The following is a 15,259-nucleotide window of genomic DNA, read 5'->3' on the forward strand; positions in this document are numbered from 1 at the left end:
TGATTAATTCTTTGTACGCTTTCGCGAAAGCGTAAACTTTAAAAACACATTCTCAATAACCTAGTTTCTTCTTAATAGATGGCACTTCCCACTTTATCATCTCTTTGAGGAACTCATCTACTTTCTCAACAATCAATTTTTCCGTAATATCTTGTGGTAAAATTGTCCCCAGCTCAAGCAGGCTATCCTCGGGACTCATCTGGCTGTTTTCAGGATATAACATAAAAATAAACACATCACCATTATACGATTGTGAAAAAACCAACGCCCCACCAGGCATAAACTGAAATGCGGGAATGAGATTGGTGCAGTCTATCAACTCTGGTGGAAAACTGTCAAAAGTGATATTTACAGCTTCGTTGCTCTGCATCCATTTAAGATTCTGAACGCTCCATCCCAGATTATAGGTTTTCTGGATGGTCTCTAGCGTTTTAAGTATGAGTGGCTTAGTAACTTTCTTCCACTCAAGGCGCTTATCCACAACAATTTTTATCGAACTGCGATAGTCTGCAATACGTTCTTCTAAATGTTCAATTTTCATCTTTTAGTATGTTTTGTTTTGCCTGTTTCCTTGCATCTTTTCGAGCTTCTCGCTCTAGCTTCTTAAAATAACCTCTCAATAAAAAATTATGCTTAAGAGCTTCCATATTTTTATTGAGCTTCTGGCTACTTTCTTTAATTTCTTTCACGGTTTTTGAAATCTCCCTAGGAAGCAACGTATCATTGATTATATAGTCGAGTGTACCTTTACTGCTTTCTACTGTTGAGACGAGGCTTTTTAGCTGGTCTGTCGTAGTTACAAGATTTTCACTCGATTTCTCTATATCTGTAATAATTTTGTGTACAGTACGTCCCGATACTGTATCAGAAAAAATCGTATGTGCGAGACTACCCTCAGTTTGCAATGATTTTGTAAAAAGGCTAATTTCTTGCAAACTTTGTGAGGCATAAGCGCTGGTACTTTTTATTTGTGCTATAGATGCTCCTAAATCATTGGCGAGTTTTGGGTCGTTTAAAAGCTTTGCTAGTGTTCCTTCTCCCTCGAGAATTTGTGTCGTGATTTTAAGTAAGTCTGCGGTGAGTAGAGAAGCGTTTTGATTGGTCACACTCAAGGTAGACAACATATCGTCTGTCGCAATTTTGCTGTAAGTTTGTAAAGTGTCTCCAGTTTTTACTGGAGTAACACCTCCCTTTTTAGGTGTAATATTTACTATCATATTCCCAACTAGACCATCTGAGCCTATGGAGGCAACGGCATTTTTACGTATGAAATCTGTCGTCTCTCTCCTGATGCGCATCTCAATAAGTATAGTAGAGTCGCTCGTCATATTTATCTTGCTCACGGTTCCTACATCGATACCAGAAAAGCGAACGTTGTTTCCTAATTGAAGTCCATTTACATTATAGAATTGAGCCTTTAGAACCATACTTTTCTCAAAGAGATGTTGCCTATTGCCTATAAAATAGAGCGCGACAATAAGTAACGTAGTTGCTATCACGACAAAGACGCCAAGGTTAGTTTTCTGTTTGATAGTCTTTTCCATAAAATTCTATTTAAAAAATGCACGAACTTGTGGGTCGGTACTTCCAGCCAGTTCTTGAAAGGTTCCTTCTATGTAGTTCTTACCATCAATGAGTAAGATTACGCGGTCTGCAACTACCCGCGCACAGTCTATATCGTGCGTGATAATAAGCGCAGATGTTCCATAGGTTTCTTGTATGGTATTCATTAATGCTATAATTTCTTTAGCAGTAATGGGGTCTAGTCCTGTGGTGGGTTCATCATATATGATAATGCTGGGCTTTAGGATTAAAGCTCTTGCAAGCGCCACACGCCGTTTCATCCCACCTGATAATTCACTAGGCATTAAATCAATCGCGTGAGCGAGACCCACATTTTCAAGGGCTTCCGCAACTAATTCTTGATTACTTTCTGTAATATCTAGTCGCTCTTTATGTCTTCGCAAGGGAAATTCTAAGTTTTCCCGTACTGTCATTGAGTCGTACAAGGCACTCCCCTGAAAAAGAAATCCTATCTCGGTACGTAAGATATCAAGTGACTCCTGACTGAGAGATGTGATATTTTTATCTCTAATTGTAATAAGCCCGTCATCTGCTTCCAGCAATCCCACAAGACATTTTACCATAACTGACTTTCCTGAACCAGATTTTCCCATCACCACCAAGTTCTCGCCCTTGTAGAGTTTCAGATTAAAATCATCCAACACTTTATTTGAGCCAAAAGATTTCTCTAGATTACTGACTTCCATTACAATAGCTCTATTTGGATGTTGTTCTTTCATATCTCAAAGAAAATATCAGAAATAAACACAGCAATAAAGTCTACCACAAAAAGTAGCATCGAGGCATATACCACCGCAGAGTTAGATGCCTGTCCTACGCCTGCCGTACCTTTCTTGCAATGATAACCTTTATAACAACCCACTAACCCAATCACAAAACCAAAGAAAAATGACTTAGCCGTAGCTGGAAGAACATCATTAAATATAATCGCATCAAAGACCTTATTAAAATATAGAAGAAAGGAAACTCCTCCTTTTAAATATTCTACAATAGCCGAGCCTAATAAGGCTACGGCGTCGCCAAAAATGATGAGCAATGGCAACATAAGCGTGGTTGCCGTGATTCTAGTGACCACTAGATATTTAAAGGGATTAGTCCCTGAAACTTCCATCGCATCTATTTGTTCTGTAACGCGCATTGAACCTATCTCAGCCCCCATTCCAGAGCCTATTTTGCCAGCGCATACTAATGCTGTGATTACAGGTCCTATCTCGCGTACAATAGAAATACTCACCATAGACGGCATCCAAGACACAGCGCCAAATTCTGCAAGTGTTGGTCTAGATTGTAATGTAAATACTAAACCTAAAATGAAACCCGTAACGCCTACCAGTAACAACGATTTATTCCCGACCAGATAGCATTGTCGCAATAACTCGTCCCACTCAAAGGGTCGTGTGAAAACCGACTTAAAGTACCGTTTTGCAAAGAGTGTCATATCACCTATTTCGGTGAGTACTTTTTTGGTGTTCTCTAAGACTGTCATTGAAGATGTCATACTTTCAAATGTAACCTAGTGTGACCTTCAGAAATATGATATAAATCAGCTCCAGTAGTGTGAATAGATGATAATTGTCATTGATTACGCTTTCGCGAAAGCGTACTTTAAAACCTTAAATACTATACTATGAGAATTACACTCTTTATACAGAACTTAAAATGTAGTGGTTGTGGAAAAACAATAGTCAGCGCATTGAAGACCGTACCCAAAATAGAAAGCACTTCAGTTTCTACAGAAAACAATTCTGTGAGTTTTAATTATGAAGAGGCAAGTGACTTAAACCTTGCTGAAGAAACACTTTCCAGATTAGGCTATCCCGTTGATGGAACCTCTAATACGTTGCTAAAGAAGGCCACTTCTTTTGTGAGTTGCGCCATCGGACGGATGAAGTGATATTAAAGTTTTACATATTCTGCTACGACACTTGCAATACCTATGAGTAGTATAAGCACTAGTACAAAAGTTCTGAATTGCTCTTGAGAAAATCGATTTAGAATTTGCTTGCCTATCCACGTGCCTAAAATGGCAACGACCACCAAGAAAACGGCAATATATAAATGTTCTGCTTTCATATAGCCGTTGTAATAATATACTACTGCCCTACTGGCATCTACGCCAAAATCTATGACTGCAGATGTAGCTATAAAAGTAGCTTTATCCATCTTAAAAGCTGTCATTGTAATACCCCTTATAGCTCCACCTGTTCCTAACAGACCGGCACTCAATCCTGAAAGAATTCCACCTGTAATAGCATTTTTATTACTGTCTTTTACGACCAGTTTTTTGAATATCAGAAAGACTAGACTCAAAACAATTAAAAAAACACCAAGAATAAGTCCGAGCAAAGTAGGGTTAATATGCTTACTTAGAACCGCTCCAATTGAGACAAAAATGACAGCTGGAATTCCTAAATATAAGATGAGCATTTTGTCCAATCCTTTTCTGAAGAATGCAATTTTTGTAAGATTACTAGACAAATGGAACACTGCCGTAATACCTAGAACAGTCTGAAAATCAAAATAGAAATTTGCGACGGGAACAAAGAATACAGAGGAGCCAAAACCGCCTACAGTACCTAAAATCTCTGCAAGTAATGCTAGAATCAAGAAAACAGGAAGATATCTTGTGAGCATCTTCCTCTTTTTAGCTATTACAATCTCTCAATATTAATAGTGGGATTGTCGACGAATTTACAATTTGAGATAGGTGTGAATTCGAAAAAATACGCTCTAAAAATGTCTGTTTATGTGCAGACAGGACTTGAAGCTGTGCCGGTGCTGTCTGTTGTCTTACTTGAATAACTCGTACTGGGTCCTGGTCTATATATGTGTGATAGGTAACAGGATTGCTAGGGAAGAATTTCTGAATCTCTTTATGTTCTTGCTCACATTCTCTAGGTTCCATATCGTACCCAAAAGTCAAACGTAATACATCTATATTAGATTTGAACTTTCTGACTATTTGAATTAAGGGTTCTTTCCCGCACATTTCAAAAACATCATCATAATCCAGTAAATATTGAATACTTGACGGCTTTTGAAACTCAACTCCTTCTGGAATGACCAGAACTGGACAATCTACTTTGCGAATGATACGAAGCGTATGTGAACTAAAGATGGTTTCAACGACACCAGTTTTTCCATCTGTACCACAAACGATAAGTTCGATTTCATATTCATTTACCGCTTGATTTATAGCATCTGTAAATACATCATAATCCACACTACTCTTAAAAGTAAAATCTTCGCCAGTATATTGTTTTCTCAATCTTGCCTTGGTTGCTTTAAGCTTACTCTTATTATCTCCTAGCAAGGCTGTATTTAAATCATCCTTAGGGTTTGCCACCATTAAATCATCCATAGTATACTCCCAAATTTTTTGAATACTCATCAAATAAAAAGTACACTGTTGCCACTTATGAAATTGCATCGCATACTTATGAGCATTGTCAGATTTGGAAGAAAAGTCGGTGAGAAGTAGGATATTTTTCATCTGGATTGATTTTATACAGTCAAATCTAGATGGATTACAGAAGGAAAACTATGATATATACCAAGGTATGTGGATTGCGTAGGGTATGTTAGAACAAAATCAAAAATTAACAACACTATCCAGCGCATCATCCACATCATCTTGCATAAAATTAGATTGATACATAATCGTGGTGGTTACTGATGAATGACGATAGAGCTTTTGTAGCATCTGGATAGGAATCTTGTTCCCCGAAATATTCCCGAATGTATGTCTGGCAATGTGCATACTTAATTTCTTCTCGATTCCTACCTTATCAGCAATGAGACTCAAACGTCTATTAAAATTTCTAGTTACAGTTTTAATTCTCGTACGCAATTGTTTTGGGTCGTCTGGATTAACCATACTCAATTCTTGAAAAACAAAATTACTTTGACTTTTTCTTTTGTAGGAGTTAAGAATAGGCTTTACTTTCTGTGGGATTTTCAAAGAAACAAGCTTCTGATTTTTGCCCATCCTATAACGCAACCGGTTATCTATAAAGTCGGACCATTTTAGTTTGAGTAAGTCACCAACTCTAATACCAGCAAAATAAAAACTTACGAGCCACACATTAAGAGCGTGTCTTTGGGCAGGAGAAATATCTTCTACAGATTCCAGAAGTTGCACTTCGTCAATGGACAATCCAATTTTTTGAGATTCTAAAATTTTTATGGTGTAACCTCCTCTCCCAAAAGGATAAAAATTATGCTCCGCCCACTTCTCTCCTATCGCAATATTATATATTGTCCTAATGGATATCATATAATTGACAACAGTTCTATGTGCTAGCTTGATATCGTTTTTAAGATATGCTTCAAATCTTTTAAGCAAGTCAACCGTGATTTCATTAAAATGTAACTTATCGGCTTTCGCGAAAGCTTTAAACCTATTCATCCGTTGTTTTACAACATCAGCTTGGTGGAACTGGCCTCTCTCTTTTATTCTCTCTATTTGAATCTCTACGGCGCTAAAGAAATCGAATCGCTCATTTCTTATAATACTCGTTTTTATTGACTTTACAGATTGATATTTGCTTTCGGATTCAGCAGTTAAAAGTCTTTTGTTCGCTTCAGTAAGTTTTGATAAAATTAGTTGATTTATAAATATAGCATCTGGATGTGATTTTCTGACTAGACCATTTCGCTCATCCCACTGACGCTTTTCGATATACTGTCCAATGTATATATATGATGTTTTTCTATCTTTTGTCATCCGTACCGCAATAGGGTACAACAAACGTGAGTTGGGTTTGTTCCGTAATACTGCCTGAATAGTTGCCATACCTGTCTTATTGGACTATTAAGGTAGTAATTTTTTTGGTACAACATAGGTACAACAAATTGCAATTGAGCCTATATTCAGATGAATACATATAAATGCAATTTCTACATAACATATTGATTTTAAGTTGTTTTGAATAAAGTTAGTCTATAAAGATGAATATTCATAACCCGGAGGTCGGGGGATCGTGCCCCCCTCTCGCTACAAAAAAGGTCAGCTTTGTGCTGACCTTTTTTTGTTCTATTATTTAAAGGGGGTCAGCTTAAATACATTCTAATCTTACAGTTTTAAAGTAATATTTACTTTTAGGCTAATCTACCTCCATCCCATCTGTTGTAAATGAAAATGTCCTGCTGGCCAGGCCTCCTATCATTACCCCTTGCATAATAGGTCTTAGGCTTTTATCGCCATACCAGTCTACCTTAAAGTTTGCGCCACTACCACCCGTATCATCGTTTTGATCTATTACATATTCTAGCGACTCTAAAGGTTTCAAGTAAATAGGCTGTTTAACATAATTACGAACTAGATTACCTTCTGTATCAAAATAAGCAACTCTGCTTAAAAAAATGGAATCTCTCTCGCTAGTGTTGCGTATGCTCAACGTTGCCGTTAAGAGTACTTTCTCGTTCTTAGAGCCATTGTATATACTAGAATATATGGGCACATAAACTTTATGTAAAGAATCTTCAATAGTTCTTATAGGAGCGCTACGTTCAATCTCTCGATTTGTAATTACAGAGTCTATTTCTTTATTAGGATTATCATCTATACAGGAGAACAAAGCAAAACCAAGACAGAGTAACAGAAGATTTTTCATAGTAAAAAGATTTTGATTCTTTAAAGATAAGTTCTTCGATAGACCAAGATAACTTAAAATAGGATAACATTATCAAGCTTAATTATACATAGGTACAGCAATAGTATTTTTACTTGCGCTTATGCTCCATTATAAATTGATAATTCTAAAGACTCTCATAAATAGAAGTTTTGTAATTCAATACTCAAGTCATTTAGTATACTTCCTTAAGAAAAGTTAACTTAAGAAATACTTGGAGAAGGTAAAAATTAAAAGCGCTTGTCTGAAGACAAGCGCTTTTAAATATAAAATACTCGTTTTAATATTAATTTCTCACAACTAATTTTTTTGTTGCTGTTTGATTTGCGTCATCCGTAACTTGAATGAAGTAAACGCCAGAGTTCAATCTTGAAATATCAAGTTTATCACCAACTAGTTGAGAAGACTGTACTAACTGTCCGGCAACGTTATAAATTGAAACTTCGTTTAAGGTACTTGAACTATTTAAAAGTACCTGACCTGATGCTGGATTAGGATATAAATCAAAAGTTCTTGCAACGGTATCTTCAAGACCAAGAACTTCCTCATTATTGAATTCAATGCTATCTATATCTACATTACCTGTTCCATCACTAGCGCCAGCTGCCTCGTTACGGAATTGAATCTGGATATCTTCAACTACACCAGTCCAATCTGCATTAGAAAGGTCTACTTGGTACGTAGTAAATTCGCTGTCTGCGGTTGTAATAATTGTGTTCTTAAAAACGCGACCTCCTCCTGTTTTAGGATACGAAACTCTCATTTGATCATCTGTAGCACTATTATTTTGTAATGTAATATTTACGTATTGGTTTGCATCTGCATCTACGTTAAAAGATTCTTGAGCAATTCTTGGGCTAGTACTTCCGTCAAAATCAAGATTAAGCACTCCACCAGCAACAGTTTCTGTCGTTCCGCTGATTCCTCTCCAACCTTCATTATCACCGTCCGTATCAAAGTTGTAAACTAAACGTGGTTCAGTAGGAATTGCATCTAGAAATTCTACTTTATCAAAATCAACCGTTCCAGCAGTTGCAATATTCATATTATCAGCACTTTTAAATGTGATTTCAATATTATCTTGAACACCGCCCACGCCATTGTTATCCCACTCTGCATTAGAAAGATCCACATAATATGTTATAAATTCATCAGAACCAGATGTAATTTCTGTGTTTACAGAACGTGTCCCGCTTCCTGTTGCAAGCTTGTCATACTTTACTTTCATCAGCGCGGCATCAGACGGGTTCTTGATTGTAATTGCAGCAATAAATACTTCACTAGACTCAACGCCAGCACCATTTCCATCTTCACGTCTAATTTTAGGTGACTTATCCGCATTATAATCGAGTGTTGATGCTGTTGCACCAGGAATCAGAGAAGCACCACTTGCGCCTTCCCAGCCCCCATTATCGTTTGTAAAATCCCAAGTTTGGGCCATTGTCATTGCTGGAATTGCAAATAATGCTAAGAGTAATAATTTTTTCATGTTTGTAAAGTTTAGGGTTACTTGGTTATTTATTATCGTCATCGTTGTCCTCATCATTTTTCTTTCCAGCTCGTCGTGCTTTTAGTTGTTTTTTAGTGAGGATTTCTTTGTAAATTTTTTGATTGTATTTCTTGTTAACCGCTTTGATATCGGCCTTCTCTGCACCGCTTTTTCTTAGGGCTTTAGACTCTGTAAGTCTTGCAAGATGGGCCTCAGAGATTTGTTCTTTTTGAATATCTGTTAATGCAAGTGATTTATCTTGAGATGTAATCTCTTTATTGAGCGCCTCAACCTTTTCATTTGCTTTTTCTAAAAGCTTTTTGTTTTGTGCAGTTCCACTTAGAGTGAATGCAACTAGAAGTACTAGAGTTACGAATATCTTTTTCATAATTACAGGTATTATTATTAAATTAATTCTATTGTGCGACTGCCCTAATGTTATCAAATCTCCATCTTGTGCGGAAATTCGTATCATCCATCTCTTGGCTTATACGAATAGCAACATAGAAGTTTGCAGTTGTATTTATATCAAATTCTTGACGCTTGAACGTATTGTTTCCAAAACCTTCATCGTTCATATCTGAAGCGGTTTCTGTTCCCATCACTAGCCAATCTGCTTCATTAAATGCACCAGAACCGTCATACGTTTCAGAGTAATAGAATGTTATGGTAGCAGCATTCTGACCTCTAAATGCATAAGCTGCATCTATATTAACTGTAATGTCGCCCGTCCCTTCAAGAAGTGGCGTTACAAGTACATTGTCAAGCAGTCCATTATTTACTGGGTCATTTTGCGTATTGTAAAAAATATTTAATCCATTATCAGAAGGCATTGTTTCATCTGCAGGATCAGAAAATGAACCATCATTATTAATGACATCTATGAACCTTATATTATCTACAGTTTGTCCATTAAGAAGCTGTACATAACCTAGAGTTGATGTGAGATAATCTTCAGATTCGTCAAAACCTTCAAAAGTTTCAAGGTAATCCAGTCCAGCACTATCTGAGTCATTGTCTATTAAAGAGATAGTAATTTCTTGAATTTCTATACCTAGAGCTAATCCTCCAGAAGCATCTGTTAGTGTGAGTATGATGTCTTCTATATCTTCAACATCCATATCATCCGTGATGTTTAGTGTTATTGCGGCCGAAGTGGCGCCAGATGGAACATTAAAAGTATATGGAGTTTCGGTAGTGCCGTCTACATCGTAATCTGTTCCTAAGATTGCTGTTCCAGAAATGTCAATAGTAACAGTAGCATCTTCGGTAGTAGGATCTGAGAGGTCAAAAGTAATAGTTGCCGAACCAGCCTCCTCATTAATTTCAGTTACATTAGACTCACTAAAGTCAATCGTAGGATTATTAACAGTATCATCATTTACTATAGTCACCGTTGTAATCGGTATTGTTCCAATAGTAAGACCATCTGAAACTTCAGTAATCGTAAATATTACGTTTTTATCGGCCTCAAAAGCATCGTTATCTATAGATTGTATATTAAAATTTGCTGTTGTATCACCAGCTTCAATAGGAATTGTAAAAGTATCTGTCATTTGACCTACTATCGTATAGTCTGTTCCTAAAACAGCATCTCCAGACGCTGTTACAGTAATATCACCAGAAGTAGTTGCAGGAGCACTAAGAGCTAGGTTTATTGCAATTTCATCTGAAGATTCTTCGGCTATGGATTGTGTGTCACTAACAAACGAAACCAGCGCACTCTGAGGATTGTCATCATCTAAAATGGTGTAACTAAGCAAAGTATTTTCTCCAAGAACCAAGCCGCCGGTTGCATTTGTAAGTGTAATTGATAATTCTTCTGTATCCTCTACGATGTTGTCATCTGTAGGAATTATAGAAAAAGAAGTTATAAGTGAGTTGGGCGCAACATCTAGTGTAAAGTTTGCCGCACCTTCATTAGTCGTGTAGTCTTCATTATACGTTCCTCCTGCAATAGAGACATCTACAGAACCACCAGAATGATTTGCACGGTCTACACCTATATTTATAGTAAGCCCTATAGTTGCATTTTCAACTTCTCGTATAGAAGTGATTGAAAATTGCACTTCGCCAGTTTCATTTGCGTCATTGTCATCCGTTTCACATCCAAAGAAAAACAAGAGACCTAATGTCAAGGTAAGAAAACGTTGTAGTTTCATAAGTTTTAGTATTCACTTTTTGATGGTTTAAAAGTCCAACTTTATAACGGTTTTGGGGTATAATATGCGTCAGATAGCGTCTAAAAAACGTAATAAAACCCTACATTAATGGGATATTCTCATTATAACCCACAATATTTACGTTCTTATTAATAAAAATGAATACTTAAAATGCCATAACAGAAATAGCAAAGGAGTTCTTGACTTTTTACAATTCAGAATATTGATGGGAAATAAGGGTTACTAACTTATTGAGTTAAACCGTGATTTTATACTTAATTCGCTTTCGCGAAAGCGGAATTAAATCCAACTTCATCTTAAAATCTAATAATCATTGCTTAATGACTTTATTCACTTCCCCATTTGCTGAAACAAAATAAACCCCAGAATTAAGATGAGATGTTCTGATAGTTGCTTTATTATTCTCAATGGTTGTGGGAACTTTAATCTCTTGTCCAAGAATATTGTAAACTGCAACAGAAACAATAGTATTATTAGTTGCTAAGGTCAGTTGATCTGTAAAAGGATTAGGATATACAGAAACAGAAGCCAAAACAGCATCTTCCACACTCAAATTTGCTCCAAACTCCACCGCGCCAATATCTGGATTGTCATCTCTAGCGTTCCCAAAGTAATCCTCCTCTGGAGCAAATGCAGTATCTGCTTCCCCTATTGCAGGCGAATTTTCTTGTAAGTTAAAATCCGCATTATCCGCATCTTCAAATAATGGATTTGCTTCGATGGTATTTACAGCAATGCCCGTAACATCATTATCCTGTGTAAGAGTCCCATTAATGCCAAAAATTACATTATTCCGTACCTCTGCATTATCTTCATTTGCTAGTGAAATAGGAAAACCACCCCATCCACTATCGATGTAAATAATATTGTTTATAATCTTGTTGTCGCTTCCTCCCTGCGCACTTATCCCGATGTTTCTTCCCTGCGGATCATCTGCATACGTTACACTATTTGTATACGAATTGAGATACGCTGTATTATTTACAAAATCTATACGCACACCAGTATTAGAATGTAAACCACTAAAACCGTTACCATAAGTAATGTTATTCGTAACTAGAAAACGTCCATGAGTCCATCCATTTGCAATATCATTGCGTTGTAGGGAGATTCCTTTACCTTCATCTATACGAGGAGTTATGATGGTTTTAGATGGTGCCCAAGAGTAGATTTCATTATAATTATCGTAAACCTCATTATTTCTAATAAAAATTTTATGTCCCGTTTCCGTATCAAAACTATCGGCATTTGTAACTACGAGACCATGCGTACCAGAATATGACTTGCGCGAGTTATTATAAACCTTATTATTCTCTATCGTAATATAATCACAACCCTGCACCCTAAAACCATTACCAGGAGTATCGTGCACATCGTTGTTACGAAAGTTAATGTGGTGCACATTACTAAAGTAAAATCCCCGAGTATCCGTATAAGATGGACGAGACACGTTATTTAAGACTGGAAAAGTCATATTTTCCACATCTTCATCCGTGGTTCCAGGTTGTACTCTGTAAAGCGTATTCGTACTCCCTGACTCACGATATAAAAACTGCAACGCCAGCGCCGTCGACAGCGGAATATTAGGAACCTCACCTCTCAATTCGAAATCCTCGATGTTCAAATAAGAGCTGTTTGTAACTCTAAAGAGATTTGCCCCATCTCCTTTTATACGCGTATTCCCTTCGTATCCTTTTATACTAATATAATTATCGGGCGTACCGTTCAAGTTATTGATGCGAATCGTGTTCTCTTGATGCCAGATGTGCGGGTCATTTATGTCACCGCTGTAGCTGTAATCATTAATATAACTATCATTTTTATAGGCCCCCATTATAAAAAGGGTATCCCCAGGATCAAGCTCATCTAGAGCACGCTCTATCGTTTTAAAAGGTGAGTCGGGACTTGTGCCATTGTTACCATTGCTTCCAGAATTTTGTTTTACGTAGTAACTCGTCTGAGCACAGCATAATGCCGTGATGAATAGGAAAATAAAGTGGAGGGACTTTTGTAACATCGTTTAAGTAGTTTTGGTTCCCAAAGATCACTTTTTTTACCCATAATGGAGTCCAATAATCGTCTAGATGAGGTATAATCGTGATAAGAATGCTGTAGTAAGTACCATTTTTCCAACGTAAGTCCTAACCTTCTGACAAATTTCTTTAAAATGTTGGTAACCCTTAGTATTACGCTTTCGCGAAAGCGGACTCAGATAAAATTCGCACCTTCAAACATTCTCTAAGAGATCACAAAGCTGACTTTTTAATTCTCAAGTCTCACGTCTAACATCTACTGAGGAAACAATCCCCAAAGCCCCCGCATATTCTTATCTAGAAGCACCTCAGGATCACCACCCTTCACGTGCCCAAGTATTCCCCAAGGTCCATCATACCCCAAATCCAACAAGCGCTGAATCATTTGCTTCTCCAACTCACCCTGACCTATGGTCAATATTTTAGGGCCACCGGCCTTCATTCCGTTCAGATTTACACATTTTAAATAAGGCAAAAGCATTGCAATGTTCTCATCATAGGCATCTAACTCCTCGTGTGCGTGGTGGAAATTATAAACCACACCTATATTGTATTGCGGTAGTCGATTAATGATCTCAAGCTGATTCTTAGGATCGCCGTACCAACCTCCGTGGTTATACATATTTATGGTACAACCTATTCTTTCGGCTCTTTGAGCGAGATAGGATAGCATTGATAACGCTTTTGTGAAAGCTTTATCATCATCCAACCCATCAAAATACTCAGGATGAAAGCCCACCCAAATCTGAGTCTGCAATCCCGTTTTTTCGAGCGTTTGAAACACCTGCTCACTCATAGGCTTGAGCTTACCGACGCTGTCTTTCTTATGATTAAGATATAACCAAACAGCGCTTATCTCCACATTCTCAGACCGCGCGATGCCTATCTCCTCCTCCATCTTATCAATATGCTCCTGACGACCGCCAAAGGCATATCTATCAAAACCCAACTTCTTCACCATCGCCACACGCTCTGCCGGCCTACGCTTCAGACTATCAAAAGCCACGATAGACCAAGGGATCAGGTTTTCTTGCGCAAAAGGATACTTAGAAACGTTCTTAGTTTTTTGTGTACCGCAAGAAGACAGAACTAAAGTTAGAATTATAAATACTAAAAGATTGCGCATAGCTATTGTTTATCCTAAAAAGTCAAGTTTTGAAAATCCCTTATTGAGTACCTTCTCATCATCTACAGCTAGCCATTTATCTAAAATCGTAGCATACACTTCCCGAAAATCTACCGAATAGATTAAATCTCCATTTCTATCCAGATTGACAAGGTCCGAAGCTTCATTGTAAAATCCCGGTTTCTTCAGATTCTTCCCCACCACAAATACATTATTTGCCGTGCCGTGGTCAGTTCCTTTAGCGGCATTCTGTTGTACCCGACGACCAAATTCAGAAAAAGTAAGTATCAACGTATCCTTAAAAGAATCGTTCTTTTCAAGGTCTCTCACAAAGGTTTCTAGCGCGTCGCTGTAAGTTTCGTGCAATCGCTTTTGCCTGTTTTCTTGATTAACGTGGGTGTCAAAACCGCCCATAGATACATAATACACCTTTGTATCTACGTCAGAGTTTATAAACTGTGCAGTCGTCTGTAACTGTTTCCCGAATGGGTTATCGGGATAAGTTGTTTTAGAACTGTATGTCCCAGTTTTCTCGTGCAAATACTTGGCCGAAGATTTTGCCTCAATCATTGTTTTATACAAATATCCAAGATTATGCTCGCTCAAGTGCGCATCTGTTTGCTCGTCCAGTACTTTTGAAAAGTATGGCGACGCCATAATTCTATTCAACAGAGCTGGATTCTTGGTGGCAATTCCGTTAAGCTTCTCTCCTTTTAAAATGGCAGAAAGACTGTCGTCCACCTCAATCCCGTTATAGGGTTTTCCGCCAAATTCTTCCACATAGCGCCCGAGCCAACCCGTATTCAAATATTCATTTGCATCGCTCGCGGTGTGCCAAATGTCCGTGCTTCTAAAATGCGACCTGTCCGGATTTGGGTAACCTACGTTGTTTATTACGGTCAGATATCCTTTATCGTACAGGTTTTTAAGTCCGCAAAGGTGTTTGTTAAAGCCTAAATCATTTCCTGCTCTGAGCACCTCACTTTTGGTAACCGCTAAATTAGGTCGGCTCTTGTAATATAGGTCGTTTTCGTAAGGAATTATCGTATTCAACCCATCATTACCTCCCGAGAGCTGTATCACCACTAACTTCTTAAACGCAGAAACTTCTTTAGGTATCATCTCAAACGCTCGCACAAAATCGGGCACTAGAAAGACGCTACTCGCAAGGGCACTCTTTTGTATGAACAGTCTTCTTTTCATAGCGATAG

Annotated in this window: 15 protein-coding genes; 1 reads left to right on the forward strand and 14 read right to left on the reverse strand. The window is 37.6% G+C overall.

Features of this window, described 5'->3' with window-relative positions; genetic code table 11:
• Positions 1 to 52: 52 nt before the first annotated feature.
• The 4 genes from EAX61_RS01805 to EAX61_RS01820 are packed head-to-tail and all read right to left on the reverse strand — an operon-like array spanning position 53 to position 3,082.
• A complete protein-coding gene (locus EAX61_RS01805) occupies positions 53 to 541 on the reverse strand; it encodes a hypothetical protein (RefSeq protein ID WP_121915932.1) in 489 nt (162 codons plus the stop codon).
• The gene (locus EAX61_RS01810; protein WP_121915933.1) at positions 531 to 1,544 is read right to left on the reverse strand and encodes an MlaD family protein; all 1,014 of its coding nucleotides are present in this window, start codon (positions 1,542 to 1,544) and stop codon (positions 531 to 533) included. Before EAX61_RS01810 ends, EAX61_RS01805 begins: the two co-directional genes overlap by 11 nt.
• A gap of 6 nt (positions 1,545 to 1,550) precedes the next feature.
• The gene (locus EAX61_RS01815; protein WP_121915934.1) at positions 1,551 to 2,303 is read right to left on the reverse strand and encodes an ABC transporter ATP-binding protein; all 753 of its coding nucleotides are present in this window, start codon (positions 2,301 to 2,303) and stop codon (positions 1,551 to 1,553) included.
• The gene (locus tag EAX61_RS01820; protein WP_121915935.1) at positions 2,300 to 3,082 is read right to left on the reverse strand and encodes an MlaE family ABC transporter permease; all 783 of its coding nucleotides are present in this window, start codon (positions 3,080 to 3,082) and stop codon (positions 2,300 to 2,302) included. Before EAX61_RS01820 ends, EAX61_RS01815 begins: the two co-directional genes overlap by 4 nt.
• Positions 3,083 to 3,211: 129 nt before the next feature.
• Between EAX61_RS01820 and EAX61_RS01825 the strand changes: the two genes are divergently transcribed.
• Positions 3,212 to 3,478 carry a heavy-metal-associated domain-containing protein gene (locus tag EAX61_RS01825; protein WP_121915936.1) on the forward strand — a complete coding sequence of 89 codons (267 nt, stop codon included), beginning with the start codon at positions 3,212 to 3,214 and terminating at the stop codon, positions 3,476 to 3,478.
• Positions 3,479 to 3,480: 2 nt separating this feature from the next.
• Here EAX61_RS01825 and EAX61_RS01830 read toward each other — a convergent pair whose 3' ends face one another.
• From EAX61_RS01830 to EAX61_RS01875, 10 genes are all read right to left on the reverse strand, one after another.
• Positions 3,481 to 4,218 (reverse strand): sulfite exporter TauE/SafE family protein, encoded by a 738-nt coding sequence (locus EAX61_RS01830; protein ID WP_121915937.1) that lies wholly within the window; start codon positions 4,216 to 4,218, stop codon positions 3,481 to 3,483.
• 10 nt (positions 4,219 to 4,228) lie between these two features.
• On the reverse strand, positions 4,229 to 5,077 hold the full coding sequence (locus EAX61_RS01835; protein ID WP_121915938.1) for a universal stress protein: 849 nt from the start codon (positions 5,075 to 5,077) through the stop codon (positions 4,229 to 4,231).
• 99 nt (positions 5,078 to 5,176) lie between these two features.
• On the reverse strand, positions 5,177 to 6,379 hold the full coding sequence (locus EAX61_RS01840; RefSeq protein ID WP_121915939.1) for a site-specific integrase: 1,203 nt from the start codon (positions 6,377 to 6,379) through the stop codon (positions 5,177 to 5,179).
• A gap of 310 nt (positions 6,380 to 6,689) precedes the next feature.
• The gene (locus EAX61_RS01845) at positions 6,690 to 7,199 is read right to left on the reverse strand and encodes a DUF3124 domain-containing protein (RefSeq protein ID WP_121915940.1); all 510 of its coding nucleotides are present in this window, start codon (positions 7,197 to 7,199) and stop codon (positions 6,690 to 6,692) included.
• 304 nt (positions 7,200 to 7,503) lie between these two features.
• Positions 7,504 to 8,706, reverse strand: coding sequence for a T9SS type A sorting domain-containing protein (locus tag EAX61_RS01850; protein ID WP_161555163.1), 1,203 nt, complete (start codon positions 8,704 to 8,706; stop codon positions 7,504 to 7,506).
• Between the two features lie 25 nt (positions 8,707 to 8,731).
• Positions 8,732 to 9,094, reverse strand: coding sequence for a hypothetical protein (locus EAX61_RS01855; protein WP_121915942.1), 363 nt, complete (start codon positions 9,092 to 9,094; stop codon positions 8,732 to 8,734).
• Positions 9,095 to 9,122: 28 nt separating this feature from the next.
• Positions 9,123 to 10,868: an autotransporter outer membrane beta-barrel domain-containing protein gene (locus tag EAX61_RS01860; RefSeq protein WP_121915943.1), complete on the reverse strand. Its 1,746-nt coding sequence runs from the start codon at positions 10,866 to 10,868 to the stop codon at positions 9,123 to 9,125.
• Positions 10,869 to 11,199: 331 nt separating this feature from the next.
• Positions 11,200 to 12,906 carry a T9SS type A sorting domain-containing protein gene (locus EAX61_RS01865; protein WP_121915944.1) on the reverse strand — a complete coding sequence of 569 codons (1,707 nt, stop codon included), beginning with the start codon at positions 12,904 to 12,906 and terminating at the stop codon, positions 11,200 to 11,202.
• Positions 12,907 to 13,178: 272 nt separating this feature from the next.
• Positions 13,179 to 14,048 (reverse strand): sugar phosphate isomerase/epimerase family protein, encoded by an 870-nt coding sequence (locus tag EAX61_RS01870; protein ID WP_121915945.1) that lies wholly within the window; start codon positions 14,046 to 14,048, stop codon positions 13,179 to 13,181.
• Positions 14,049 to 14,057: 9 nt separating this feature from the next.
• The gene (locus tag EAX61_RS01875; protein WP_121915946.1) at positions 14,058 to 15,251 is read right to left on the reverse strand and encodes a DUF1501 domain-containing protein; all 1,194 of its coding nucleotides are present in this window, start codon (positions 15,249 to 15,251) and stop codon (positions 14,058 to 14,060) included.
• Positions 15,252 to 15,259 lie beyond the last annotated feature (8 nt).

It is taken from the genome of Dokdonia sinensis (genome assembly GCF_003688895.1).
GTDB classification, from domain to species: Bacteria; Bacteroidota; Bacteroidia; order Flavobacteriales; family Flavobacteriaceae; genus Dokdonia; species Dokdonia sinensis.